The following is a 23,751-nucleotide window of genomic DNA, read 5'->3' on the forward strand; positions in this document are numbered from 1 at the left end:
GCTTACGGTCGCGTATCAAAACCAAACGGCTTTGTCTAAGGCTTTGACCTGGCCGGTCGTCACGGTATGGACTTCGGGAATGGCGTCCATGTCGGTGAAGATGCACAGGCAGGCGTCAGACGGGGCGTTCTGCTTGATGAATTCGTCGTCGAATTCCATGAGCTTGTCGCCTTGCTTGACTTCCTGACCGTCTTCCACGAAGACCGTAAAGCCCTGGCCGTTTAATTTGACCGTATCGATGCCGATGTGGAGAAGGTATTCGACTCCGTCGGCTGTGGTCATGCCGATGGCGTGCTTCGTGTCGAAGACAAAGGTGACTTCGCCGTCGGCCGGAGCATAGACCGTGTTTTCCGTCGGATAGACGAAGAATCCGTCGCCGGTCATCTTGCCGGCAAAGGCTTCGTCGGGAGCGTCGGTAATGGGATGCAGCTCTCCCGTAAAGGGCGAGTTGAAGTACGTTTTTTCAGCCGGATTTTCTGGATTTGCCGGAGCGGCTTCGGGAGCTTCCTCCGTGGCGGTTATTGTCTGTGGTTCCGGCGCCTGCATAGGCGCTTCTTCTTCCGCCTCGACGTCCGGCGCCGTTTCGAGATATGTTTCCAGATTGGCTTTGATGACGGCGACCTGCGGGCCGTATACGACCTGTACGCCCGTCCCCTTTTTGATGACGCCGACGGCTCCTGTCGCTTTCAGGAGGGCGTCGTTGACGAGGGACGAATCGGCGACGGAGCAGCGGAGCCGCGTAGCGCAGCAGTCTACGGCGGTGATATTTTTCTTGCTGCCCAGGGCGCGGGCGATGGTCTGGCTCAGGGCGTCGACGACGGGAGCTCCGTCGGAGTCGCCGCCTTTAGCCGCCGCTTTGCGGGCATTGACGTCGGCCTTGGTGAACAGCTTCGTTTCCGTGTCGTCGTCTTCGCGGCCCGGCGTCTTAAAGTCGAATTTCTTGATGAGGAAGGTGAAGATGAAATAGTACAGGAAGAAATAGACGACGCCTACGGGGATGATGTACATCCAGTTCGTCTTATCCTCGCCCTGGAGAATACCGAAGATAAACAGGTCGAGGAGGCCGCCGGAGAAGGTCAGGCCTACGGCGATATTCAGCATGTGGGCGATCATGTAGGCTGCGCCGGCCAGGATGACCTGCACGTAAAACAGCAGGGGTGCAACGAAGAGGAAGGAAAATTCAATAGGTTCCGTAATCCCCGTGAGCATAGATGTCAGGGCTGCTGACAGCAGGAGGCCGCCGGCTACCTTTTTCTTTTCCGGCTTTGCCGTGCGGTACATCGCCAGGGCCGCGCCGGGAAGGCCGAAGATCATGAATATGAATTCGCCGGAGAAATACCGCGTCGCGTCGGCGCTGAAATGGGTGACATTCGGCGACGCCAGCTGGGCGAAGAAGATATTCTGGCCGCCCTGGACGAGGTTGCCGTCAATCATCATAGAACCGCCGACGCCGGTTTGCCAGAAGGGCAGATAGAAGACGTGGTGCAGGCCGAAGGGAATGAGGGCCCGCTTGATGATGCCGAAAATCAGGGTGCCGATATAGCCCGTGCCGGTGACGAGGCCGCCGAGGGCGAAGATGCCGTTTTGTACGACAGGCCATACGAAGCACATGGCGATGCCGACGAACATGTAGACGACGGTGGAAACAATCGGGATGAAGCGGGAGCCGCCGAAGAAGGACAAGGCGTTGGGCAGGACGATTTTATGATAGCGGTTGTGGAGCCAGGCGACGCCCAGGCCGACGATGATGCCGCCGAATACGCCTTCCTGCAGGGACAAGATGCCGCAGACATCGGCAATCGTACCTTCGAGAACACCGTCGGCAATAGAGCCGTCCGGCAGGATTTGTCCCGACAATTTCAATACGGCGTTCGTAGAGGCGTGCATGACAAAGAAGGAAATCATAGCCGCTAAGGCTGCGACTTCCTTTTCTTGCTTCGCCATGCCGATGGCGACGCCGACGGCAAAGATGATCGGCAGGTTGCCGAAGATGACGTTGCCGGCGCTGCTCATGACGGTGAGCAGCGAGTGCAGGAGCGTGCCGTCGCCGAGGGCGCCTTCCAGGCCGTAGGTCTGAATGGTCGTTGCGTTCGTGAAGGACGCGCCGATGCCGAGGAGCAGACCGGCAATAGGCAGGATGGCGACCGGCAGCATGAAGCTTCGGCCGATGGCCTGCAGCACGCTGAAAACTTGGTCTTTCATACGGATTCCTCCTTGGAATAGGGATATAAAAAATGACAGAAATATCTACGCGGCCGTGTGGCTGCGAGGATGACAATATCGTGTTTATTGTATCATATTCCATGAAACCTTTTCTATATGCTGAAGATATTTCGGCACGAGAAAACAGCAGCGACTCTGCGGGAATCGCTGCTGTTTTCTTTTTATATGTTAGAGAGGTATGAATGAACTTGAAAAGAGATGGTTATGCCTGCGCGGCGGCCTGGCCCAGCGCGGCGCATTCTTCGGCGTTGTCCGGCGTTTCATTGACGATGGCCGTGCCGATGACGACAGCGCCGGCGTCTTCCGTGCGCTGTTTCCAGACATCCATCCATTCGCCCGTGCCCCAACCGTACGAACCGAAGAGACCGACCTTTTTGCCGCTTAATTTAGGAAGCAGCTCTGCGAAGAATGGTTCAACGATCGTTTCTTCCAATTCTTCTGCGCCCATAGCGGGGCAGCCCAGCAAAATAACGTCCTTCGATGCAACAGCATCTACACTTGTATCTTCGAAACGAACCGATTCTACATCGGCGCCGGCAGCTTTGACGGCTGCTTCGATTTCCTGCGCCATGGCTTCCGTATTGCCAGTGCCGCTCCAATATACGATTTCTACCATTATAAATTCCTCCTTATGCTACGATGAGTGATTCTAACGTTGTCCCAACGGCAAATCTGTTTATGTAGTCTTCCCGGCAGCAGCTGAACATTCGGAATATGCGGGACGCTTCGTCGGCGTCGCCGTAGACCTTCCAGTCGCCGCAGATTTTGGCGTGGTTCCCCTTGTGGGTAATGAAGCCGCATACATCTTCTAAGGGATATCCGAGAAAAATCCCGGACTCATGGGGAAAACAGCCGCCTTCGCGGAACCGGTCGGCCAGGTGGTCCAGCATGTGCTCCAGGACATCGCCGGCGGCATAGCCGTACTGCGTTAAAAAGGCCATGACGGCCTGATCCTGTATGTAGGACGCGACCATTGCCGGTCTGTATACATATAACAGGGTGCGTTTGGGACAGGCGTACAATATGCGGAAGTGAAGACCTTTTTGGTTATACATATGATTGTATTTATCAATTAACTTTTCATAATCTGTTCGAGATTCCAAGCGGGGGAGGCAGAGAAGCGAGCCCATCTTTAATCCCGCTAAGGTAGGAGAACAGTGATTGACTAATATAGCATCGATATTCATGCACATCCTCCGTTTCGTCATTTGATGACTATATCATACCAATAATGAAAGTAAATGTCAATATATAAATGATATATTTTTTCAATATTAAACAAGAGAAGGATGGCTGATAGCTATCTGTGCCGCGAGAGTATATAATAAAGTAAAGCGCAGTATCTGTGCTGGAAGGAGGAATTTGCATGACACAGGAAACGACCGCCGTCGACACAAGCTGGTGCTTTGGCTGCGGAAAAGAGAATCCCATCGGGTTAAAATTAGATATGAAAGAAATAGACGGCGTGTGGACGGCCTACTTTACGCCGAAGAAAGAGCACGAAAGCTACGGCGACCGCATGCACGGCGGGCTGACGAGCACCCTGCTGGACGAGGTCATGGGAGACTGCGTATTCCGCAAGGCCGGCAGGCCTGCCTATACGGCAAAGCTGGAAATCCGCTTCCGCAGCGCCGTACGCATCGGCGAAACGGTCAAGGTAGAGGGATGGATTACGTCGCGCCGGGGCCGGCTGGTCACGGCGGAAGGGCGTGTCGTCCATGAAGACGGCTCTGTCGCCGCCGAAAGCTCGGCGAAGATGATGCTGGCGAAATAATCGCGGCAGAAAGGAGTCGCCTATGCCTGTCAATTCTTTTGAAACCTATCCCATGTCCTGGAAGCCGGCATGGAGTAAGGAACGGCCCCTGTACCAGTCGCTGGCGCGGCGTTTGGAAGAGGACATCCGTTCCGGCGCGCTGCTGCCGGGGACGAAGCTGCCGCCGCAGCGGGAGCTGGCCGACTTTTTGGACATCAACGTCAGCACCGTATCGCAGGCCTTCCGCATCTGCTCGGATAAAGGCCTGCTGACCAGTGTGACCGGCAGCGGAACCTTTGTGGCCTACGATGCCATGACGAATTTGTCCCTTGCCCCCGACAGGACGGAACCCTTGATCGAGCTGGCCTCGATGATGCCGGAGACGATTGCCGTCGACGGCGTCGTCGCGTCGCTGCAATCCATGCTGGCGGAAGAAAAGGCGCCTTCATTCTTTCAATACAGCTGCGGCAGCGCGGCGTGGCGCAGGATGGCCGCCTTGGACTTGCTGCGTCGCGCCGGTGCGGTGGGAGACGAAGGGACTGTCGCGGCAGCGAACGGCGGGCAAAACGCCATTGTCGCTTCCCTTCTAGCCCTGTGCCGTCCCGGCGACCGGCTGGGCGTAGACCCTCTCGTATATTCCGGCCTCAAACAGGCCGCCAGGCTGTTGGGCGTGCGGCTGGTTCCCGTCGCGCAGGAACAGGGCGAAATGAGCACCGACGGCATTCGCTATGCCGTGCAGAATCACCAGATCAAGGGGTTGTACGTCGTGCCGGATTTTCAAAATCCGACGGCTCACGTCATGAGCGAACAAGGCCGCCGCACGATAGCCCAGATTGCCGAAGACGAAGGGCTGTTTATCATCGAAGATGGCGTAGCCCGGCTCATGGCCGCCGATCCGCTGCCGACGATTCAGTCCTTGGCTCCGGAGAGAACCTTTTTTATCCTCAGCCTGTCGAAGGTGCTGCTGCCGACGCTGCGCATGGCCTATATCCTCTGCCCTCCGGCCTATGCCGGTACGCTGCAGGACATCGTGCAGAGCCTGCACCTATCGCAGTCGGAACTGCTGGCAGAGCTGACGGCCCGCCTTCTCGTGTCCGGCGCAGCGGAGGCGCTGATTGCAGCCCGTCGTGAAGGGGCTGCCCGAAGGAACGCCATTGCCGAGGAAATCCTACAGGGATATACGCTCTTAGGCAGTTCCGAATGCCTGAGCCGCTGGCTGGTCCTGCCGGAAGGACTGACGGGGACGCAGGCGGAAGCCGAGGCGAGACGGCGGGGCGTAGCCGTATATGGCGACGCCCACTTTGCCGTCGGTCCTGCAAGTCGGCAGCACGGCCTGCGCCTGGCTGTGACTGCTCCGGCTGACGACGACGAACTGGCCGAGGGGCTGAGGCGGCTGAAATCCATATTGGACGATTGGCACCCGTAATTGTATGCCATACAATTTTCTCATTGTATGGAAAATCCTCCTATGCTATGATGAAGCTGTAAAGATAGTACAATCGATGCAAAGGAGGGCTATATGATGAAATGCTATGTTGTCGACGCCTTTACAAAAGAGATGTTTAAAGGAAATCCGGCGGCAGTCTGCGTCCTCGATTCGTGGATATCGGACGAACTCATGCAGCGCATCGCCATGGAGAACAACCTGTCCGAAACGGCCTTTACGGTCAAGGAAGGTGACGCCTACCGCCTGCGTTGGTTTACGCCGGGCGGTGAAATTGATTTGTGCGGCCATGCCACACTGGCGACGGCCTACGTGCTGGCCCATTTCGTAGCGCCGGAAGAACAGGTATTCCGCTTTCAGACGATGAGCGGCGAATTGGTCGTCTCACGGGACGGCGAACGGCTGTCTATGGACTTTCCGGCTTATGAGATAAAGGAAATCCCCGTGACGGACGCCATGACGGCGGTCATCGGCGCGCGGCCTGTGGCGGCGTATATGGGACGGGACTTGGTCTGCATCCTGCCGGCAGAAGACGACGTGCGGCAGGCGAAGCCCGATATGGAAGCGATGAAATCCTTAGACGGCCTGCTGCTGCACATTACGGCCCAAGGGACAGACTACGACTGTGTGAGCCGCAGCTTCGCGCCGAAGCTCAACGTCGCTGAAGACCCGGTCTGCGGCTCCGGCCACTGCCACATCGTGCCTATCTGGGCCAAGGCGCTGGGAAAAGATCACATCAAGGCCTATCAGGCGTCGAAACGAGGCGGCGAGCTGTACTGCAAACTCGACGGCAGCCGCGTGACCTTGGCGGGATACGCCTGCCTGTATTCCATCGCGGAGCTTCATGTAGGAATTTAGGTATGCAGCGAATTCATATGAGACAGAAAAGGACATACCGGCGAATCCAGGAACTATGCGGCTTCGCCGGTATGCTGCATGTCAGCGGCATTGTAAAAATCCCCGTTCTATGGGGTGCGTAGGTTGCTATTTGCGGACGTTTGTGTTATCCTAAAGCCATAAAGTACTGTATCATAAATACTTTATCAATTTTCTTGAAAGGGTGGATACATATGAAACGTACGGAACTACGAAAGAAAGTGTTGTACGCGCTGGCTGTAGCGAGCGTAGCTACATTTGTTCACGGGGGGGGGGTGCCGACATACGCAGCAACGCTTAACGGACATGAAATAGCGGATGGCGTCGTAGAAGATCAAGACGTATTTGACGCTGGCAGCGGAAAGTTTGTTATTGGGCAGGGAAATGTCAATATTCAAACCGATGCTAATGTAAACACTATTATAAAGGATTATCAAGATAACATTGATAAGAATATGAGTCAGTTAGATGCTATTCGGGATGCAATAGCACCTAACAAAAACACTGGAAATACTCCGCTAGTTGGCGTTGTTGGCGGTGAAGGCCAGTTAGATGCTGGCTTGATACAAGTTGCAGGTTTGGCTAGCATAGGACTTCAAGGGTCAAATCCCTCACTTTCAACTATGTTAGAAAAAGTATTAGAAGTTAATACTGTTGAACAAGGAGCAACAGATGTCAATAAAACGGGAGATATTCATGTTACGGTAGGAGATGCAGATGGAAGTTCACCGGTTATTATTGGCGCAGTCGGAGGAGATTTATCTGTAGATACTGCTATGACAGGCACGTTTACAGTAACCGAGAAAGAACCGTTACATCTTAATCGTACAGGTGATATAAATATTGGAATAAATAATGGCAATGTACTTGGTGGTGTTGGTGCAAGTGCGGCCATTTCTGTTGGAAATATGACTATTGATGGTAAAGTGAACGTTTTAGAAATGGATATGGATGTTCATGAAACCTTAAATGGTAATTTAACAACTATTCTTGACGGCAATGTAACAACAACAGTTTCCAATAAAGCTAACCTTGGCGCATTTGCCAATGGCGGAGGTGCAGCGGCTATTGGCGGGACGGCGACCAGCACGGTTACGGGCGATACTACGCTGAACCTTAACGGCGGCGAAAATGTCATGAAAGGCGGCATTAACGGACTGAATGTCGGCGTAGCCGGAGGCGGTGCGGCAGTGAGCACCATCGGAGGTACCGCTGAAAGTGTCGTTGAAGGTTCTTCGACTGTCAATGTAAATGACGGGTTAGTTATCGGAATGGCTGGCGGCGGCGTGGCTGCGGCTGTAGATGCGACAGGCGCAGTAGAAGCTATTAAAGGCGGACAGATTGGCAATAATGGGGGTTCTTCTGATATAGATATCAGCGGATTTACAGTGACTGTAAATAATGCTATCGAAGGTGGCACCGCAACGGCAACGACTGGCCATACGAATATTCATTTGACGGGCAATACGACGGCTCTCGGTGTTATTGGCGGTGGCGTAGCCGTAACTTCACATACGTATACAGTACGATCTGCTGAGGAACAGAAGGATCCTGTGCCGGACGGATATGATGTAAACGATGCTTATGGCAGCAGTAAGGCGACAGCTAATACGGGCAAAGTGACTATCGTCGTAAACCTTGACAGTCAAGACCCGGATACCGTCGCGGCGAATATCGGCGGGGCATTGAGCAGTGTCATTGATGCAGTGAAAGATGGCAATTTAGATAATATCAACGCCGACGGCGTTGTAGGACAAGGCGCGGCAGTTGGCGTATTTGGCGGCGGTGTAGCCTTTGGTCACGGCAGCTATCGTTCGTATATCGGCAGTGAAGATGCAGGGGCATACTCTATTGCAAACAATAAAGATGGCGCTGATATTTACTTGCTGAAAGGATATGCGGCCGGCGTATTCGGAGGCGGTGCAGCCGGGACGCTCAACAATGCTAAAGCAGAAACGAATACTGGCGTTGTTAATACGTATGTTGGCGAAGATATGAAAGCTGTAGGTATCTTCGGCGGCGGTTTTGCCTTGAGTATGGAAGGAGAAACTTCGAATATTGATACGAACGGCACGGAAGGAACATTAGCAAGCAGCAACGTAGAGCAGAACAATATCGTAGTAGACGGCGATGTCGACGGCATTTATGGCGGTGGCATGGCTATTGGCAATTCCAATCTGGGCCGCGGCGAAAATGTATCCGATGCGGCAACCCACGTTGGCACGACCAATATTACCGTGAATAAAGGAACTGTTGATAGGCTGCAGCTCATCAGCATTATGCAGGCCAGCAAAAACGATAATACCGACGGTGCTCCATGGTGGAATCATTTGGGCATGAACGCCAGCATGGCTATGGCTGACTTGAAGGGTATTACCGATGAAACGTCTATTGCCGCCGGCGGTATGGGTATGGGCATGACCGGCTCTGATACGGTTGACGTAGCGAATGTGACGATTAACGGCGGTACTATTACGAAAGATATTTTAGGGGGCGGGATTGCTGTCGACAACATGCGGGACGGTAGCGGCGCTCATGTCGGTACTAGCACAATTACCTTAAATGGCGGTACTGTTGGAGGCAGCGTATATGCCGGCGGTGCTATTAACGGCACGACTCCGTCAGCAGTGGATACGTCAGCCAAGTGGGGCGAACATGGTGTTGAAGGCCACAAAGGGTATAATACAGATGCTACTTCGTCTACTGTAGGTGAAGCAACAGTCGTATTAAACGGCACGGCTGTAACCGGCGAAATTTCTGGTCAAGGGTATGAAATGACTACGAAGTATAATCCTGCTGATGATAATGACTTTAATCCGTTTGATAATAATAAAGAAAATCCACAGTATGAAGCTACATATGAAAAGAGCGCTTATAATAGCGTTACAAACAGTACGCTTGTACTCGCTGGCGACAATACGCTTTCAGCACTAGATAACACGGATAAGAAATATACGAGCGACAGTAAAATCCATGATTTCGACAACATCAACGTTGAAGCAAACAGCGTGACAAAGCTGGACAGCAAGCTGAATGCTGATCAAACGGCGCTCATTGACGGCGGTAAAGTAACCGTTGCCGACTCGGCTATTTTGGATGTCAGCGAATTACAGGTTTCAGACGGTACGTATAACGTAGTGCAGAATTACGAAAACGGCAGTACCTTCTGGACGAATGAAGATTTGCAGTACGACCGTTTTACGAATTATGCTGAAACTGTATTTGGCGACGCGACATACGGCGTGAAATTCAGCGAACTGACTGATGAAAACAAGGATGCCGCTGCTAATGAATTGGCTGATTTCCTCGATGCCGGAGCGATTAAACCGCTTATCGACCAAGGCTATGCTGTCGGCTGGGATAATGTCAACGCCGGCGCATATGAATATTTCCATGACTGGAACGATAACGCGCCTGCTATGAACGCCGCCTTCGGCCGCGGCATGATGCTCGGCGAAGACAGTGCCGTGATGGGCAATACGGTTTCCGTCGCCCGCGACGTAGCCGACGAAGTGGCGCAGCACTTGTCCTTTACGGAAGATTTCGTCCAAGACCACGACTCCATCTATGGCGACGACAATATTTGGGCCAAATACATTCACAACAAGTTTGAAACAGACGGCATGAGCAGCAGCTTCGGCGATATTACGGCTGACAACGATTACAACGGCGTCATCGTCGGCTACGATTTCAACCAGAGCGGCAAGCTCCAGAGCGGCGTAGCCATCCACTACGGCCATGGCGACGGCACGGGCAGCTTCTCGCGCAATGATTACGACGCTTGGGGCGTTTCTCTGTATGGCGCGCTGAAAGATGAAGAAGCGGGCACGAACCTCATGGCTGACATCGGCTACACCAAGACGAGCAACGATATTACGGGTACGTTGAATGGCAAAGACCTGATGGCCGACCGGGATCTGACGGCCTGGACCATCGGCGTCCGCGGCGAAAAGGAATTCGTCTCCGGCAGAAATCAGATCGTACCGTACGTCGGACTCCGCTACATGAACGTCGACCCGTCGTCGTACACGTCGTATTACAACGGCAAGAAGGCCTTTGAATACGACGCCGACAAGCAGGATATTTGGATGGTTCCGCTGGGCGTCAGCTTCCGCAACGAAACGAAGACCGGCAGCGGCTGGCGCATCACGCCGAAGCTGGACGTAGCCTATATCTGGGCCTTCGGCGATACGGATAATGAAGTGGACGTCAACATGGCCGGCGCATCGGCTCCGCTGTACTACACGGTTATGGACGACGGCAGCTGGCTGGCATCTCTGGGTGTTGATGCGTCCCACGGCGCATGGACCTTTGGCGCAGGCTACGCATATCAGAAGGGCGACGACACGAAGAACAACAAATGGTATGTCAACGCCGGCTTTGCCTTCTAATTTCATCTCTTTGCATTACGAAACAGCGTCTTTTTCGGAAGACGCTGTTTTTATATTGTGTATGTGTTTTTAGTATGCTATGATGAAGACAGTGCATATGATGGAGCGAAATAGGAAATGTCAGAAGGAATAGACATGGATAGAACGGATATGATGCACGTCATGTATGATAAGAAGGGGCCGGCCGTCGCCAAGCGCTTTGCCGCCCGGGGCTTTGAGGCCGTGTATTGCCCGACGAAGGAAGCGGCCCTGCAGACGGCCTTGTCCTATATTCCGGCGGATCACGTCGTGTCGTGGGGCGGCTCGGCGTCCATCGACGATATCGGACTGCGGCCCTACGTGCTGGAGCATTACGCCGTCATCGACAGGGATAGGGCCAAGACGCCGGAAGAACGGGTGGAACTCATGCGCCGGGCCTTGCTGTGCGACACCTTCCTCATGGGGACGAATGCCGCCGTAGAGGACGGCCAGCTCATCAACATCGACGGCAACGGCAACCGCGTCGCCGCCTTATCCTACGGGCCGAAGCAGGTCCTTGTCATCGTCGGCATGAACAAGGTCTGTCCCACTGTCGAGTCGGCCATGGCCAGAGCCCGCTCGACGGCGGCGCCGATCAACATCAACCGCTTTGCCGGCTCGGACACGCCGTGCTATAAGACGGGCATGTGCGCTCACTGCGCGACGACGAACAGCGTCTGCGCCCAGCTGCTGCGCACGCGGGTCTGCCGCCCTGCCGGCCGCATCAAGGTCATCCTGGTCGGTGAAAACTTAGGGTATTAATCGTAATAGGAGGTTTGCATTATGGAACTGAAATTATTTGACAACTGGAAGGATATGCCGACGATTCATCTGGATCTCATGGACCGCAAGATCTTTACGGGCAAGAACGTCATGCTCGTGCGCAACGAAGTGCATCCGAAGATGACCATGCCGGCTCACAGCCATCCACACGAACAGCTGCTGTACGTAGAGTCGGGAGCCTGCGACGTCATTACGGACGGCCAGGTACAGCATCTGGAAGCCGGCGGCGTAGCCTGGTTTCCGTCCAATGCGGAACACAGCGTCGTCAATACGGAAGATGTACCCCTCGTCGTTTTCGATATTTTCACGCCGATCCGCGAAGATTTCCTGAAATAAGAAACGCATATAAAAAAGACGGTACTGCCGGAAATCGCAGTACCGTCTTTGCGTTTGTCATACGATAATCAGTTTTGTTCCGTCGCCAGGGCCTGCTTTAACGCTTTGGCGAACTGGTCGGGACAGGACGTGGGCTTGCCGCCGCACTGGATGCCTTCGAGGCGCTGGATGACCTCGGCCGCGTCCATGCCTTCGACGAGACGGCTGATGCCCTGCAAATTGCCGGGACAGCCGCCGATGAAGCGGACGTGTTTGACGACGCCGCCGTCCAGATCAAAAAAGATTTGCTGGGAGCATACTCCCGCAGGGGTGTAGCTGCACATGATCGGAGCCTCCTTATTTCTTCACTAACGCCAGGATGCTTTCCTTGGGGTGGACGCCGACGAGGCGGCCGACTTCCGCGCCGTCCTTAAAGGCGACGAGGGTCGGGATGAGCTCGATTTGAAACTGCGAGGCCAGTTCCCGCTGTTCGTCTACGTTTACCTTGCCGACCTTGATTTGGGGCTGTTCTTCGGCGATTTCATCGACGACGGGCGAAAGCATTTGGCACGGCCCGCACCAGGCGGCCCAGAAATCGACGAGGACGACGCCCTGGGCTGCGAGGATTTCCTGCTGAAAATTCGCTGCTGTAATCGTAGTAACTGCCATATATATCACTCCTTGGGATAGATTTTTCAAAGACAACTATAGTATACCAAAAAAGGATGGATTTGACAAATATATATCTGTTCAGGCCGGTAAAAGTAAGATATAATAAGAGCAGTTACACTTGATATTCAGATAAGGAGATACGTATGAGAACTGGAACGGGAGTTGTCGACACCGTATTTGACAACGGCATGGTCAAGCTGCGGACGAACCGCAACAATTTGTATACGCCGTGCAGCGGCATGATTTGCAAAAACAACGCACTGATCGATGCGAAGAACCCTGTCGGAGCGATCAAAGGGCAGTATGTACGATTTAATATTCCCGACGGGAAGATGGGCGTCGGCGGAGCCATGTGCTTCGGCATGCCCCTCCTGATGGTCCTCATCTGGGGCGCTTTCGGCTACGTAAACGGTGAAGCCTTCGGCTGGGCTAAGGAGCTGTCGGCTTTTGCCGGCATGATTTTCGGCGGCATCGTCGGCGCCGTGCTGCTCAAGCGCTACGAGAAAAAGGTCCGTGAAGCCAACACGATGGCAGAAATTACGGAAATCATCGTAGAGCAGACCATTGAAATGGACGATTGGCCGGGAAAATCACAGCAAAATAATTCATAATAGGACTGCCAGGCGTGGGACCGGCATTCGGAGGGCCGGTTCATGGCTTGCGGCTGAAACCGCAGCTTGTGGATGCTTTCTTGTATATTACGAGGAGCATCCATTTTGCATTTCCTGGCTGCATCGGGCAAAGGCTGCTCTCGTGATCCATACGGGCGTGACCGTGCCTTTGTAGAAGGGGACGGGCTCTCCTGCGACGGTTCCGCCCATTTTGCCGACGATGGCGACGGTCGTGTCGCGGGCTTCCATAAAAATGGAATCGATTCCTTGGGCGAAGAGTTCTGCAAAGGTAAAGGCTGCCAGCTTCGTGCCGATGTGCCGGCCCCGCAGGGCCTTCGTCACGATGAACCGGCCCCAATGGAGCTGACCGCCTTCATGCCAGGCGGCAGCCGTGCCGACGATGACGCCGTCCAGCTCGGCGACCCAGCACTGGGGCTCCATGGCTAGAAAGGCTTCAACGGCGTCCCGGGGGATAAGCTGCTCGCCGTGAAAGACGGCGGTCTGCAGGGCCATGACGGCTTCCATATCCTCGGTCCGGGCTTTTCTGTATCGTAATGATTCCATCAGTATCCTCCTGTTCTATACGTGAAGGCCGGCCTGGTAGGCTGCTTCCATGACCGGCAGGGTGCGGACGGCTCCGGCTTCCATGACGTTGGACGCGTACAGGCGGCCTTTGATTTCATACTGCTCGAAGTGCTCGACAAATCCGTCCAGGTCGCCGAGGGAGCGGGCGATGATGTCTTCGCCTAAGCCGGCGGAGACGATGTAGTATACTTCCTTGCGGCCGAGGTGCTGCCAAATGGGATAGGTACGGTCGATACAGGCCTTCATCTGGGCGCTGACGCCGTAAAAATAGACGGGTGTCGCCAGTACGACGACGTCAGCCTGCTGGAAGGCGCAGAGGATATTTTCCATGTCGTCCTTCTGGATGCAGGCTCCGCCGTTGCGCATACAGACGTCGCAGGCCCGGCAGAAGCCGATGCGTTTTTCCGCCAGGGGGATAAAGCGTACGCTGTGGCCCGCCTCTTCGGCTCCTTGCTGAAATTGGCGGCACAAGAGGTTCGTGTTTCCGTTTTTTCTGGGGCTGCCCGATAGGATTACGATGTGTTTCATTAGCTGTCATCTCCTTAACGCGTAGTTTCCTTTTACTATTTCATTATACTATATTATTTCCTGCAGCGTATAAGCGTATAACTAAAAACGGCATAGCCGCGAGGGGCTATGCCGTGGTGGCTCGATGTCCGTTTCTCTTAGAATGCCGGGAGAATCGTGCCTTGGAAGTGTTCGTTAATGAATTTTTTAATCGGTTCGGATTGGTAGATGGCCAGGACTTTTTTATACGTTTCGTTGTTGGCTTCATCTTCGCGGACGACCATGACGTTAGCGTACGGCGAATCCTTGTCTTCTACGAGGAGGGAATCCTTCTGCGGGTTTAAGCCGGCCGGGATGGCGTAGTTCGTGTTGACGCAGGCCAGGTCCGTGTCGTCAAGGGAACGGGGAATCTGAGCGGCGTCGAGCTCGATGAATTCGAGGTGCTTCGGATTGTTTACGATATCCGGTACGGAGGCGTCGACGGAGGTTCCGTTTTTCAGGGTGATGAGGCCGACTTGCTGCAGGAGCAGGAGGGCGCGGCCGCCGTTGGTCGGGTCGTTCGGAATGGTAACCTTAGCGCCGTCGGCGACTTCGCTGATGTTTTTATATTTGTGGGAATATACGGCCATGGGCAGGATAATGGTCTTGCCGATGGAGGTCAGCTTCATGCCCTGGTTTTTGACGACGTTGTCGAGGTAGGGCTGATGCTGCATGGAGTTCATGTCCAAATCGCCTTCGGCCAAGGCTTTGTTGGGCTGTACGAAATCGTTGAATTCGACGACCTTGATGGTCAGGCCTTGTTTTTCTGCTTCTTTGGCTACTTGTTCCATGACTTCCGCATGGGGGCCGGCCGTTACGCCGATGGCGATTTCCTTTTTGTCGGCCGAGCCGCTGTCGGAGCTGCCGCAGCCGGCGGCGAATACGCAGGTCGCGGCGATGAGGGCCGCTGCAAGAAGTTTTTTGATAGAAGAGTTCATGAGTTGTTCATCCTTTCTGATACTGAATCAATCACATGGCAAGAGGCAGGACGGCCTGCCATAGGATGGGCCGGCGACGATACGGGTAAAAAGAAAAGCCGTCGACAGATGACGGCTTTGATTACGTATGTGTTCATCTGTCGGATGTATCCGCTGGACTTGGCACCTATCCCATTTGGGGGTTGCCGCAGCGTCATAGGGCCATTCCCTCGGCTGCTCTTGATGAAATCAATATATGATTGTTGATAAAAATCATACCATCTCTCGCACCGAATGTCAATATTTTGGCGGCAGAATTTTTCCGACGACAAAAGACGGAGGCAGGATTCCTGCCTCCGCTTTCGGATGTGTGATGGTGTCTCGTTATATATGGTGGTTTAGTAGTTATCGTTTTTCAGTTCAAAAAACGCTTGCGGATGCGCGCAGACCGGGCATACTTCCGGAGCTTCTTCGCCTTCGACGATAAATCCGCAGTTGCGGCATACCCATGTTTTCGTCGCCGGTTTCTTGAAGACCGTGCCGTTTTCGATGTTGGCCAGGAGGGCCAGGTAGCGTTCTTCGTGGTGTTTTTCGATTTCCGCTACTTTTTCAAACAAGTAGGCGATGTGTTCGAAGCCTTCTTCTCTGGCTTCTTTGGCGAAGGTCGGGTACATTTCCGTCCATTCGTAGTGTTCGCCGGCAGCGGCGTCTTTCAAGGCGTCGATGTCGTTCGGCATGCCGTCGTTGAGCAGTTTGAACCAGATTTTAGCGTGTTCTTTTTCGTTGTTGGCCGTTTCTTCAAAGAAGGCCTTGATCTGTTCGTAGCCGGCTTTTTTCGCTACGCTTGCGTAATAGGTGTATTTATTTCTTGCCTGGGATTCGCCGGCAAATGCTGCCATTAAGTTTTTTTCAGTTTTGCTTCCCTTTAATTCCATATCGATACCTCCATGATTTCATACGTAAACTCGCAGCCTATGCTGCCTCTTGTCAGGTCTCGTTCCTGACCTCTGAGTACATTATACTCTATTTGCAAAATAAAATCAATGGATAATAATTATTTTTTAATAAAATATGGAAAAATTATTCTTTCACTGTGTCCGACTCAGATCGCCGCGGTTCTTTGGCATCGGCAGTGCGTTTCGATTCCGTGTCCTTGCTGCTTTCGCGGGATACGGAACGCTTCGGCTCGGAAACAGCCTGTTCGGCATCTTCGGCCTTAGAGGAAAGCCTGCTTTCGGCTTCCTTTTTTATGGCGTCGATGTCGGCGTGGGACGAGGAGAACGTTTCGAGGGTGTCGTTCAGCGTGTCGGACAAGGTGCTCTGCGTATCCTTTGCCGTGTCGCTCAGGTCGCCGTACTTTTCCTTGAGATGGGCTTCCAGCTCGCTGGCCGGGCCGGGATACATCGTTTTCAGCCGTTCGAAGAGCTCGGCCTTCGAGGCGTTTCCCCGCTTGACCGCTTCTTCGAAGGCCTTGTATTCCTGATAATAGGCAAGCCAGCGCTGGAGGCGGGCGTAGTCGTTGCTCAGGAACGACTGGACGCTGAGAAAGGAAAAGACCAGCGTCAGGACGAGGCATATGACGACTTTTCCCATTATCCGTCCCTCCTTTGCGGGTTTCTGGCATTGCGGGCCGTGCGGTGGCAGGCCTGGCTGGCGTACGACGCAGTCAGGGCCGCGAACAGCAGGGCCAGGACGGCGAAGGCCATCGTCGAGACGGACAGCGTCGGCAGGGGCAGCAAATCCGAGAAGATATACGGCGGCAGGCTGTATACGGCGATGGAGGCGAGGAGCGCCAGGGCGAAAGCGAAGAATAGTATGGTGCTGACGATATTGAACAAGGCCCCGAATATGTCTAAAAAGGGGCTGGCAATGGCCTTTGCCGCCTGGGGGATGGCTGCCTTGTCATTCCACTGCAGCTCGTCTTCACCGGCTGTCCGTTTTGTAGGACCTTTCGCCTTAGGACGCTGGGGCTGCTCGGCGTAGGCATCGTAGTTTCGGGGCGGCTCGGGCTGCGGCATGGGATAGTAGGCTTCCCTGATTTTGGGGCGGCGGCGATGGGCCGGGTCTTTTTCCCAATCGTAGAATTGGGACGGCTTGGCAGGGGCAGCCTCGGGCGCTTCCTGTGCCGGCGCGTCGGCGGAGCCGGTCATGCTGAGATTGTCTTCCGGCACGATGGGCTTGCCGATATAGTAGCGGTATATGTTTTTAGGATGGCCCAGCTTGGCGCATACTTCTTCTTCCGTCAGGCCCTTTTTCGCGCCCAGGCGGAACTGTTCTTCGCAGTCTTCCAAGATCCCTTTCAAATCGGTCTTGTCGCTGCGGCGGAAGTAATACTTCAAGAGGTCCATGAATTCCGTCTTTCTCATGGTTCTTTACCTTTCCGTGCGGCGCTGCTTCAGGGCCGCTTCGTACTGCTGGTGGTATTTGGCGCCGTACTGCCAGGCGGCGATGGAAATGGCCATGACGGCGATGATGATGACGAAGCGCAGGGGCGTCGGCAAGTGGGATAAGAAGGAAATGGCCGCCAACGGCTCGGCTTCCAGGGCGATACAGACGGCGACCCAGATCAGCAGGGCCAGGGTCATGAGCGTGCAGACGCCGCCGAGGGTATAGAGAAGCAAATACGTATAGCGCAGTTTTTGTAAGTTCGGTGTCAAGTCGGTGCCTCCTTGCAGGAAATAAAAAAAGATAGGGGCCGATGGGCCGGCTATTATCCAATATACTACCACAGGGAGGGAGAAAAGGGAATAGAAGGGCTGCCGGGCCTCTTTTTCTCTATCCTTTTCGGGCATTACCCTATATACTATATATACTATCGTTTTTTATCAGAAAAGGAGAATGTATATGGCAAATTTTATTCGGTATCATATCGGTGACATCGTACAGATGAAAAAGCCCCATCCCTGCGGCTCAAACGAATGGGAGGTCATGCGTATCGGCGTCGATTTCGTCATCCGCTGCTGCGGCTGCGGCCATCGGGTCATGATTCCCCGGCCGAAGTTTGAAAAGGCCGTGAAGAAAATTTTAAAACAAGCCGAAGAAGACGTGTAAAAAAAGTAAAATTTTTAAGAAAAGGTATTTTTATTTCGCCTCCAGTGTGTTACAATTTATGTCAGCCATTACTTTATCGATTTACCTTGATAAAGTAATAAAGCAAAATAGACAGACGTAAAAGGAGGTCATGCGATGAAACCGAATACGCTTGATGGGGTGAAAATGCTTCATCATGACGAAATGCGCAATTATGACCGAATTCAGGGAAAGATTATTTCCGTAATCATGAACCACGGCTGCAAGATCGTCGAGACGCCGAGCTTTGAAGATTACGACGTATATCAGCATTTTTTTCCGCACCTGCGCCGGCAGATGGTAAAGACCGTCGATACGGACGGACGGGTCCTCGTCCTGCGTCCCGACGTGACGCTGCCCCTCGTAGAGTCGGCGGCCCGGGAGTTTCCCCGGCCGAACCAGCTGCTGAAGTTCGGTTACGTGAGCACCGTCTTTCGGGAATATTTCGGCCGCAGCACCTACGGCAAGGATTTCCTGCAGGGCGGCATTGAAATCCTCGGCGATCCGAGCCCCGAGTGCGACGGCGAGGTCATCGTCATGGCCGCGGAAATCCTCAAGGCCGTCGGCGTCGAAAACATCCGCATCGACATCGGCACCGCAGCGTATACGCAGGCCTTGTTCGACGCCCTGCCCTTGCAGGAAGCGGAGAAGGACCGGCTGCGGGCCTATCTGGCCGACCGCAATCTCGTCGCCCTGCGCCGCTATCTGAGCGGCTTGTCCCTGCCGGGAAACGCCCGCTGCGCCCTGGAAGCGCTGCCGGTCCTGTTCGGACCGTACGCCCAGACCCTGGGCAAGGCGAAGGACTATTGCCTGAACAGCGGCATGCTCAACGCCCTGGCGCGGCTGGAAAAAATCTACGATTATATTTTATACGCCGGCTTTGCCGACAAGGTGCAGCTCGACTTCGGCTTTGCCAGCCGGCTGGGCTATTATACGGACATGGTGTTCAAGGTATATGTCGACGGCGCGCTGTACGACGTCATCGACGGCGGCCGCTACGATACGCTGTCGGCCCAGTTCGGCATCGACCGGCCGGCCTGCGGCTTCGGCATGAACATCAACTTATTGTACGAATTCATGAACGACGCCGGCCTGCTGGCCCAGGCGGAGCCGTCGTTCCAGCTGGCCGTTTCCTATGCGGCGTCAGATCAGGTCATGGTCCGCGATTTGATGCGCTGGCGCAGCCAGGGGTTCCGCGTGGCGGCCTACCCCGAGTCGTCCTTTATCGACAGCCGCGATTACAGCATCCACGCCGTATACCGCGGCGGCTCGTATTACAAGGACGGCCGGGCCGTGACGGCGGCAGATCTGGAAGAAGCGATGAGGGGGCTTTAAGATGGCGATTCACATTGCCCTAGCTAAGGGGCGCATACACAAAGCGGTTATGGCCTATTTGCAGGAAAGCGGCTATGCCTTTCCGACCTATACCGCCGACAGCCGCAAGCTGATTTTTGAAGACAGTACGGGAACGCTCAAGGTGACCCTCGTCAAATCGCCGGACGTAGCCGTCTACGTCGAACGGGGAGCGGCTGACGTGGGCATCGTCGGCGAAGACGTCCTGCTGGAAGAAGCGCCGGGAGCCGGCGTGTACGAAATCTTCGATTTGGGCATCGGCCGCTGCCGCATGGCCGTCGCGGCCATTGCCGGCAAGCCCGTGGATATGACGAAGCGCATTACCGTCGGCACGAAGTATCCCCGCATCGCCCGCCGCCATTTCGAGCAGAATCACCGCAGTGTCGATATTATCAAGCTGAACGGGTCCGTCGAGCTGGCGCCTATCGTGGGGCTGGCCGACGTCATCGTCGATATCGTCGAGACGGGAAATACGCTGAAAGCCAACGGCCTGGAGGTCGTCGAGTATTTCATGGATTTCAGCGCCCGCATGATCTGCAATCCCGTGTCGTTTAAGATGAAATACGAAGACATACGGCGTCTCGTCGACGTCGTCAAAGAGAAGGATTTGGAAGCATAAGCGAGGGGGCATGGACAGTGGAATGGATAGAAGTTCCTGAAGAAGGGCTGACGCTGCGGCAGGTCCGGGCGATTACGGCGCGGAACCAGTCGGAAAGCGAGGCCATTCGCCAGAGAGTAGAACATATTTTGCAGGCTGTGCAGGAACGGGGCGACGAAGCCCTGAAGGAATTTACGGCCATATTTGACGGGCCCTTTCTCGATTCGTTTCTCGTAACGGAAGAAGAAATCGACGCGGCCGTCGCGGCTGTTGGATCCGACTTCATGGCTGTGTTGGAAGAGGCGGCGGCCAATATCCGGACGTATCACGAACGGCAGGTCGAGACGACGTGGATGGATACGTTCCGCCCCGGCGTGCGCTTAGGGGCGAAGTTTACGCCGATACAGCGCGTCGGCGTGTACGTTCCCGGCGGCACGGCGGCCTATCCGTCGACGGTGCTCATGGATATCATCCCGGCTCACGTCGCCGGCGTGCCGTCTATTGCCGTCTTTACGCCGCCCAAGAAGGACGGCTCCGTCAATCCCTATATTTTGGCGGCGGCCCGCGTCGCCGGCGCGACGGAAATCTACAAAGCCGGCGGAGCCCAGGGCGTTGCCGCGGCAGCCTTTGGCACCGAATCCATCCCGCCGGTCTTTAAAATCGTCGGGCCGGGCAACGCCTACGTAGCCATGGCCAAGCGCCTCGTCTTCGGTACCGTCGGCATCGACATGATCGCCGGGCCGAGCGAGGTCGGCGTGCTGGCCGACGATACGGCTAATCCCGTCTGGGTGGCGGCGGACCTGCTGGCCCAGGCAGAACACGACGCGCGGGCGGCGGTTTTCCTCGTCACGCCGAGCCGAGCCTTGGCGGAAAAAGTAGAAGCAGAGGTCCGTCGGCAGCTCGACGAATTGCCGCGGCGGGATATTGCCGCGCCGTCGGTAGAACAGTACGGAAAGATTTTTGTGACGAAGGATATGAACCAGGCCGTCGAGGTCATGAACCTCATTGCGCCGGAGCATTTGGAGCTGGATACGGCCGACGCCGAAGCTCTGGCCGGAGATATCGTCAATGCCGGCGCGATTTTCATCGGCCCTTATACGCCGGAGCCCATCGGCGACTACTTCGCCGGGCCGAACCATACCTTGCCGACGATGGGGACGGCGGCCTTTTCGTCGCCTTTGGGCGTGTACGATTTCGTCAAGCGCAGCAGCCTGCTGCAGTACGATAAGGAAGCCTTTGAAGCCGTTGCGGAAAAGGTCATGGCCTTTGCCAATGTCGAAGGCCTGCAGGCCCACGGGCTGGCTGTGAAGAGGAGGATGGACCATGAATAAAGAATGGCTGCGCCGGACCATACGCTCCTTTGAGCCCTACGTCGTTCCGGAAATCAAGGAGCACACGGTCATCAACGCCAACGAAAGCCCTTATAATATATTTGATTTTCCCGAAGTGAAGGCGGAATTTTTGGCCCGCCTGAGCGAAACGCCGTCGTATCACTATCCCGATCCCTTTGCCGAGGAGCTGCGGGCGGCCTTGGCCGAGTACGTAGCGTGCCGGCCTGAGGAAGTACTCGTCGGCTGCGGCGGCGATGAAATCATCAGTATCATTGCCAATACCTTTTTAAACGAAGGAGATACGGTTCTCGTCCACGGGCCGACCTTCGACATATACGGCATCGACGCTCAAATTGTCGGGGCTAAGGTCGTAGAGATTCCCGACTTGCCGGGCTTTACGCGCGACAGGAAGTCCTTTTTGCAGGCTGTACGGGAATTGAAGCCGAAGCTGACGGTACTCTGTAATCCGAACAATCCGACAGGCGAGCTCCTGCCCCTGTCGTTCTTGGAAGAGGTCTTGCAGGCCTCGCCGAATCCTGTCGTCGTCGACGAAGCGTATATCGAATTTGCCGGCAGCGACAGCATCATTACCAAGCTGGCCGATTACGACAACCTCATCGTCATCCGCACCTTGTCCAAGGCCTTTGGGTTGGCCGGTGTCCGCGTCGGCTACGCCGTGGCGCAGAAGGATGTCATCGACGCCTTGTCGCTGGTCAAGCTGGTCTACAATGTAGGTAATTTAGCGCAGATTGCGGCGCTGGCGGCCATGAAATACCGCGATGTGATATTGGCCCATAACATCCCGCCGACCATTGCCGCCCGCGAGTATCTGGCGGCGGAGCTGAAGCAGATAGACGGCGTCACCGTATACGACAGCGTGACCAACTTCGTCCTCATCCGGGTGCCCGACGGGCCGGCCGTCGTCAATGCCTTGAAGAAGGCCGACATCTGCGTCCGCTTTTACAAGGCCGCGGCCCTGCAGAACTGCCTGCGCATTACCGTTACGACGAGGGACGTCGTACAAAGAGTTGTCGAAGTGATTCGAAAGGAGGTCGGCCATGCGTAGCGCCCAGATAGAACGGGAAACGGCGGAAACGCAGATTGCCCTTTCTCTCAATATAGACGGTACGGGAACCTTTGCCGGCACGACGGGCATCGGCTTTCTCGACCATATGATGAATTTGCTGGCCTGCCACGGCGGCATGGATATTACCCTCCACGTCCACGGCGATTTGGATGTAGACACCCATCACACCGTGGAGGATCTGGCTATCGTATTGGGCGGCGCGCTGGCTCAGGCCTTGGGCGACAAAAAGGGCATCCGCCGCTACGGCATGTTTTACTGCCCCATGGACGAAGCCCTGACCCGCGTCGTCGTCGACCTGAGCGGACGGCCCTATCTGGTATACGACGTGAAGCTGAATGTCGAGCGCATCGGCGCCTTCGAGACGGAAATGCTGAAGGAATTTCTCTACGCCTTATCCGTCCACGGCCGCATGAACCTGCACGTGACGAATCTCTACGGCGAAAACGCCCACCACATCGTCGAATCGGTTTTCAAGGCCCTCGGCCACGCCCTGCGCGAAGCCGTGTCGCTCAGCGGCGACGAGTCGGCCGTCTTGTCTACGAAGGGGGTGCTGTAGCGTGAAGGTAGCTGTTATTGATTACGAAGTTGGCAATTTGGCCAACGTGTACAACGCCTGGAAGCGCCTGGGCGTGGCCGTCGACATTACCCGCGACCCGGTGGTCATCCGGCAGGCCGATTTCATCGAGCTGCCCGGCGTCGGGGCCATTCGCGACGCCATGGCGAACCTGAAGAAATTCGAGCTCATTCCCGTACTGGAAGAACAGGTCCGGGCGGGCAAGTTTTTCATGGGCGTATGCCTGGGCATGCAGGCGTTGTTTGAAAAGGATTACGAAGGCGGCGAATACGACTGCCTCGGCTTTCTGCCCGGCGACATCGTGCCATTCCGCACGGCGCTGAAGGTGCCGCATATGGGCTGGAACGAGCTGGAATTCCGCGGCAGCCACTGGCTGCAGAAGGGGCTTCCGGCCCATCCCTACGTGTATTTTGTCCATTCCTATCATAAGTCGCCTGCCGATTCGCCTGACGTCATCGCTACGGCCGATTACGGACAGGCCGTGCCGGCTATCTGCGGCAGGGACAACGTCCTGGGATTTCAGTTCCATCCCGAAAAGAGCGGCCCCGTAGGGGCGCGGCTCCTGCAGAATGTCATTGCGTACGTACAAGAGAAAGGATGAGACT

26 protein-coding genes and 1 riboswitch are annotated in these 23,751 nt (G+C 55.1%); of the genes, 14 read left to right on the forward strand and 12 right to left on the reverse strand.

Annotated features, from left to right (window positions below):
* Positions 1-15: 15 nt before the first annotated feature.
* From DKB62_RS07965 to DKB62_RS07975, 3 genes are all read right to left on the reverse strand, one after another.
* Positions 16-2,202, reverse strand: coding sequence for a PTS sugar transporter subunit IIABC (locus DKB62_RS07965; protein WP_107195467.1), 2,187 nt, complete (start codon positions 2,200-2,202; stop codon positions 16-18).
* A 223-nt stretch (positions 2,203-2,425) separates the two neighbouring features.
* The gene (locus DKB62_RS07970) at positions 2,426-2,839 is read right to left on the reverse strand and encodes a flavodoxin (RefSeq protein WP_107195466.1); all 414 of its coding nucleotides are present in this window, start codon (positions 2,837-2,839) and stop codon (positions 2,426-2,428) included.
* A gap of 13 nt (positions 2,840-2,852) precedes the next feature.
* Positions 2,853-3,431: a DUF3793 family protein gene (locus DKB62_RS07975; protein WP_338036504.1), complete on the reverse strand. Its 579-nt coding sequence runs from the start codon at positions 3,429-3,431 to the stop codon at positions 2,853-2,855.
* A gap of 158 nt (positions 3,432-3,589) precedes the next feature.
* Between DKB62_RS07975 and DKB62_RS07980 the strand changes: the two genes are divergently transcribed.
* The 6 genes from DKB62_RS07980 to DKB62_RS08005 all read left to right on the forward strand — a co-directional run bounded on the left by DKB62_RS07980 (position 3,590) and on the right by DKB62_RS08005 (position 11,824).
* The gene (locus tag DKB62_RS07980; RefSeq protein ID WP_095629283.1) at positions 3,590-3,997 is read left to right on the forward strand and encodes a PaaI family thioesterase; all 408 of its coding nucleotides are present in this window, start codon (positions 3,590-3,592) and stop codon (positions 3,995-3,997) included.
* A gap of 22 nt (positions 3,998-4,019) precedes the next feature.
* Positions 4,020-5,402, forward strand: a complete 1,383-nt coding sequence (locus tag DKB62_RS07985; protein ID WP_107195464.1) for an aminotransferase-like domain-containing protein — start codon at positions 4,020-4,022, stop codon at positions 5,400-5,402.
* Positions 5,403-5,495: 93 nt separating this feature from the next.
* Entirely contained in the window at positions 5,496-6,278 is a 783-nt protein-coding gene (locus DKB62_RS07990) for a PhzF family phenazine biosynthesis protein (protein WP_232818736.1), read from the forward strand.
* A gap of 944 nt (positions 6,279-7,222) precedes the next feature.
* Positions 7,223-10,687 carry an autotransporter family protein gene (locus DKB62_RS07995; RefSeq protein ID WP_157949651.1) on the forward strand — a complete coding sequence of 1,155 codons (3,465 nt, stop codon included), beginning with the start codon at positions 7,223-7,225 and terminating at the stop codon, positions 10,685-10,687.
* A 135-nt stretch (positions 10,688-10,822) separates the two neighbouring features.
* Complete coding sequence (locus DKB62_RS08000; RefSeq protein WP_095629286.1) at positions 10,823-11,467, forward strand: lactate utilization protein; 645 nt, start codon at positions 10,823-10,825, stop codon at positions 11,465-11,467.
* Positions 11,468-11,488: 21 nt separating this feature from the next.
* Positions 11,489-11,824, forward strand: coding sequence for a cupin domain-containing protein (locus DKB62_RS08005; RefSeq protein ID WP_107195461.1), 336 nt, complete (start codon positions 11,489-11,491; stop codon positions 11,822-11,824).
* 68 nt (positions 11,825-11,892) lie between these two features.
* Here DKB62_RS08005 and DKB62_RS08010 read toward each other — a convergent pair whose 3' ends face one another.
* Both DKB62_RS08010 and trxA read right to left on the reverse strand, forming a co-directional pair.
* Positions 11,893-12,147: a TIGR03905 family TSCPD domain-containing protein gene (locus tag DKB62_RS08010; RefSeq protein WP_107195460.1), complete on the reverse strand. Its 255-nt coding sequence runs from the start codon at positions 12,145-12,147 to the stop codon at positions 11,893-11,895.
* Positions 12,148-12,160: 13 nt separating this feature from the next.
* The gene (gene trxA, locus DKB62_RS08015; protein WP_107195459.1) at positions 12,161-12,472 is read right to left on the reverse strand and encodes a thioredoxin; all 312 of its coding nucleotides are present in this window, start codon (positions 12,470-12,472) and stop codon (positions 12,161-12,163) included.
* A gap of 146 nt (positions 12,473-12,618) precedes the next feature.
* Between trxA and DKB62_RS08020 the strand changes: the two genes are divergently transcribed.
* Positions 12,619-13,086 (forward strand): SoxR reducing system RseC family protein, encoded by a 468-nt coding sequence (locus tag DKB62_RS08020; protein ID WP_107195458.1) that lies wholly within the window; start codon positions 12,619-12,621, stop codon positions 13,084-13,086.
* Positions 13,087-13,173: 87 nt separating this feature from the next.
* Here the strand turns inward: DKB62_RS08020 and DKB62_RS08025 are convergent, their stop codons facing one another.
* The 7 genes from DKB62_RS08025 to DKB62_RS08055 form a co-directional block, all read right to left on the reverse strand.
* On the reverse strand, positions 13,174-13,650 hold the full coding sequence (locus tag DKB62_RS08025) for a GNAT family N-acetyltransferase (RefSeq protein ID WP_095629291.1): 477 nt from the start codon (positions 13,648-13,650) through the stop codon (positions 13,174-13,176).
* Positions 13,651-13,665: 15 nt separating this feature from the next.
* Positions 13,666-14,199 (reverse strand): flavodoxin family protein, encoded by a 534-nt coding sequence (locus DKB62_RS08030; RefSeq protein WP_107195457.1) that lies wholly within the window; start codon positions 14,197-14,199, stop codon positions 13,666-13,668.
* Between the two features lie 137 nt (positions 14,200-14,336).
* Complete coding sequence (locus DKB62_RS08035) at positions 14,337-15,155, reverse strand: MetQ/NlpA family ABC transporter substrate-binding protein (protein WP_107195456.1); 819 nt, start codon at positions 15,153-15,155, stop codon at positions 14,337-14,339.
* 130 nt (positions 15,156-15,285) lie between these two features.
* Positions 15,286-15,384: riboswitch (SAM riboswitch) on the reverse strand.
* Positions 15,385-15,532: 148 nt separating this feature from the next.
* Complete coding sequence (rbr, locus tag DKB62_RS08040; RefSeq protein ID WP_087477904.1) at positions 15,533-16,069, reverse strand: rubrerythrin; 537 nt, start codon at positions 16,067-16,069, stop codon at positions 15,533-15,535.
* 145 nt (positions 16,070-16,214) lie between these two features.
* Complete coding sequence (locus tag DKB62_RS08045; protein WP_107195455.1) at positions 16,215-16,727, reverse strand: hypothetical protein; 513 nt, start codon at positions 16,725-16,727, stop codon at positions 16,215-16,217.
* Positions 16,727-17,500: a DUF1700 domain-containing protein gene (locus DKB62_RS08050; protein WP_107195454.1), complete on the reverse strand. Its 774-nt coding sequence runs from the start codon at positions 17,498-17,500 to the stop codon at positions 16,727-16,729. The genes DKB62_RS08045 and DKB62_RS08050 overlap by 1 nt, the downstream gene beginning before the upstream one ends.
* A 6-nt stretch (positions 17,501-17,506) precedes the next feature.
* Complete coding sequence (locus tag DKB62_RS08055; RefSeq protein ID WP_087477907.1) at positions 17,507-17,791, reverse strand: hypothetical protein; 285 nt, start codon at positions 17,789-17,791, stop codon at positions 17,507-17,509.
* Positions 17,792-17,978: 187 nt separating this feature from the next.
* Between DKB62_RS08055 and DKB62_RS08060 the strand changes: the two genes are divergently transcribed.
* From DKB62_RS08060 to hisH, 7 genes are all read left to right on the forward strand, one after another.
* Positions 17,979-18,185: a DUF951 domain-containing protein gene (locus tag DKB62_RS08060; protein ID WP_107195453.1), complete on the forward strand. Its 207-nt coding sequence runs from the start codon at positions 17,979-17,981 to the stop codon at positions 18,183-18,185.
* Between the two features lie 135 nt (positions 18,186-18,320).
* Positions 18,321-19,538, forward strand: coding sequence for an ATP phosphoribosyltransferase regulatory subunit (locus tag DKB62_RS08065; RefSeq protein ID WP_107195452.1), 1,218 nt, complete (start codon positions 18,321-18,323; stop codon positions 19,536-19,538).
* Between the two features lies 1 nt (position 19,539).
* Positions 19,540-20,175 (forward strand): ATP phosphoribosyltransferase, encoded by a 636-nt coding sequence (hisG, locus tag DKB62_RS08070; RefSeq protein ID WP_087477910.1) that lies wholly within the window; start codon positions 19,540-19,542, stop codon positions 20,173-20,175.
* A 17-nt stretch (positions 20,176-20,192) separates the two neighbouring features.
* Positions 20,193-21,485 (forward strand): histidinol dehydrogenase, encoded by a 1,293-nt coding sequence (gene hisD / locus DKB62_RS08075; protein WP_107195451.1) that lies wholly within the window; start codon positions 20,193-20,195, stop codon positions 21,483-21,485.
* The gene (hisC, locus tag DKB62_RS08080; RefSeq protein WP_107195450.1) at positions 21,478-22,551 is read left to right on the forward strand and encodes a histidinol-phosphate transaminase; all 1,074 of its coding nucleotides are present in this window, start codon (positions 21,478-21,480) and stop codon (positions 22,549-22,551) included. The genes hisD and hisC overlap by 8 nt, the downstream gene beginning before the upstream one ends.
* Positions 22,544-23,128, forward strand: a complete 585-nt coding sequence (hisB, locus tag DKB62_RS08085; protein ID WP_087477913.1) for an imidazoleglycerol-phosphate dehydratase HisB — start codon at positions 22,544-22,546, stop codon at positions 23,126-23,128. Before hisC ends, hisB begins: the two co-directional genes overlap by 8 nt.
* Position 23,129: 1 nt before the next feature.
* On the forward strand, positions 23,130-23,747 hold the full coding sequence (gene hisH / locus DKB62_RS08090) for an imidazole glycerol phosphate synthase subunit HisH (RefSeq protein ID WP_107195449.1): 618 nt from the start codon (positions 23,130-23,132) through the stop codon (positions 23,745-23,747).
* Positions 23,748-23,751 lie beyond the last annotated feature (4 nt).

The sequence above is a fragment of the Megasphaera stantonii genome, from assembly GCF_003367905.1.
Lineage (GTDB): Bacteria > Bacillota > Negativicutes > Veillonellales > Megasphaeraceae > Megasphaera > Megasphaera stantonii.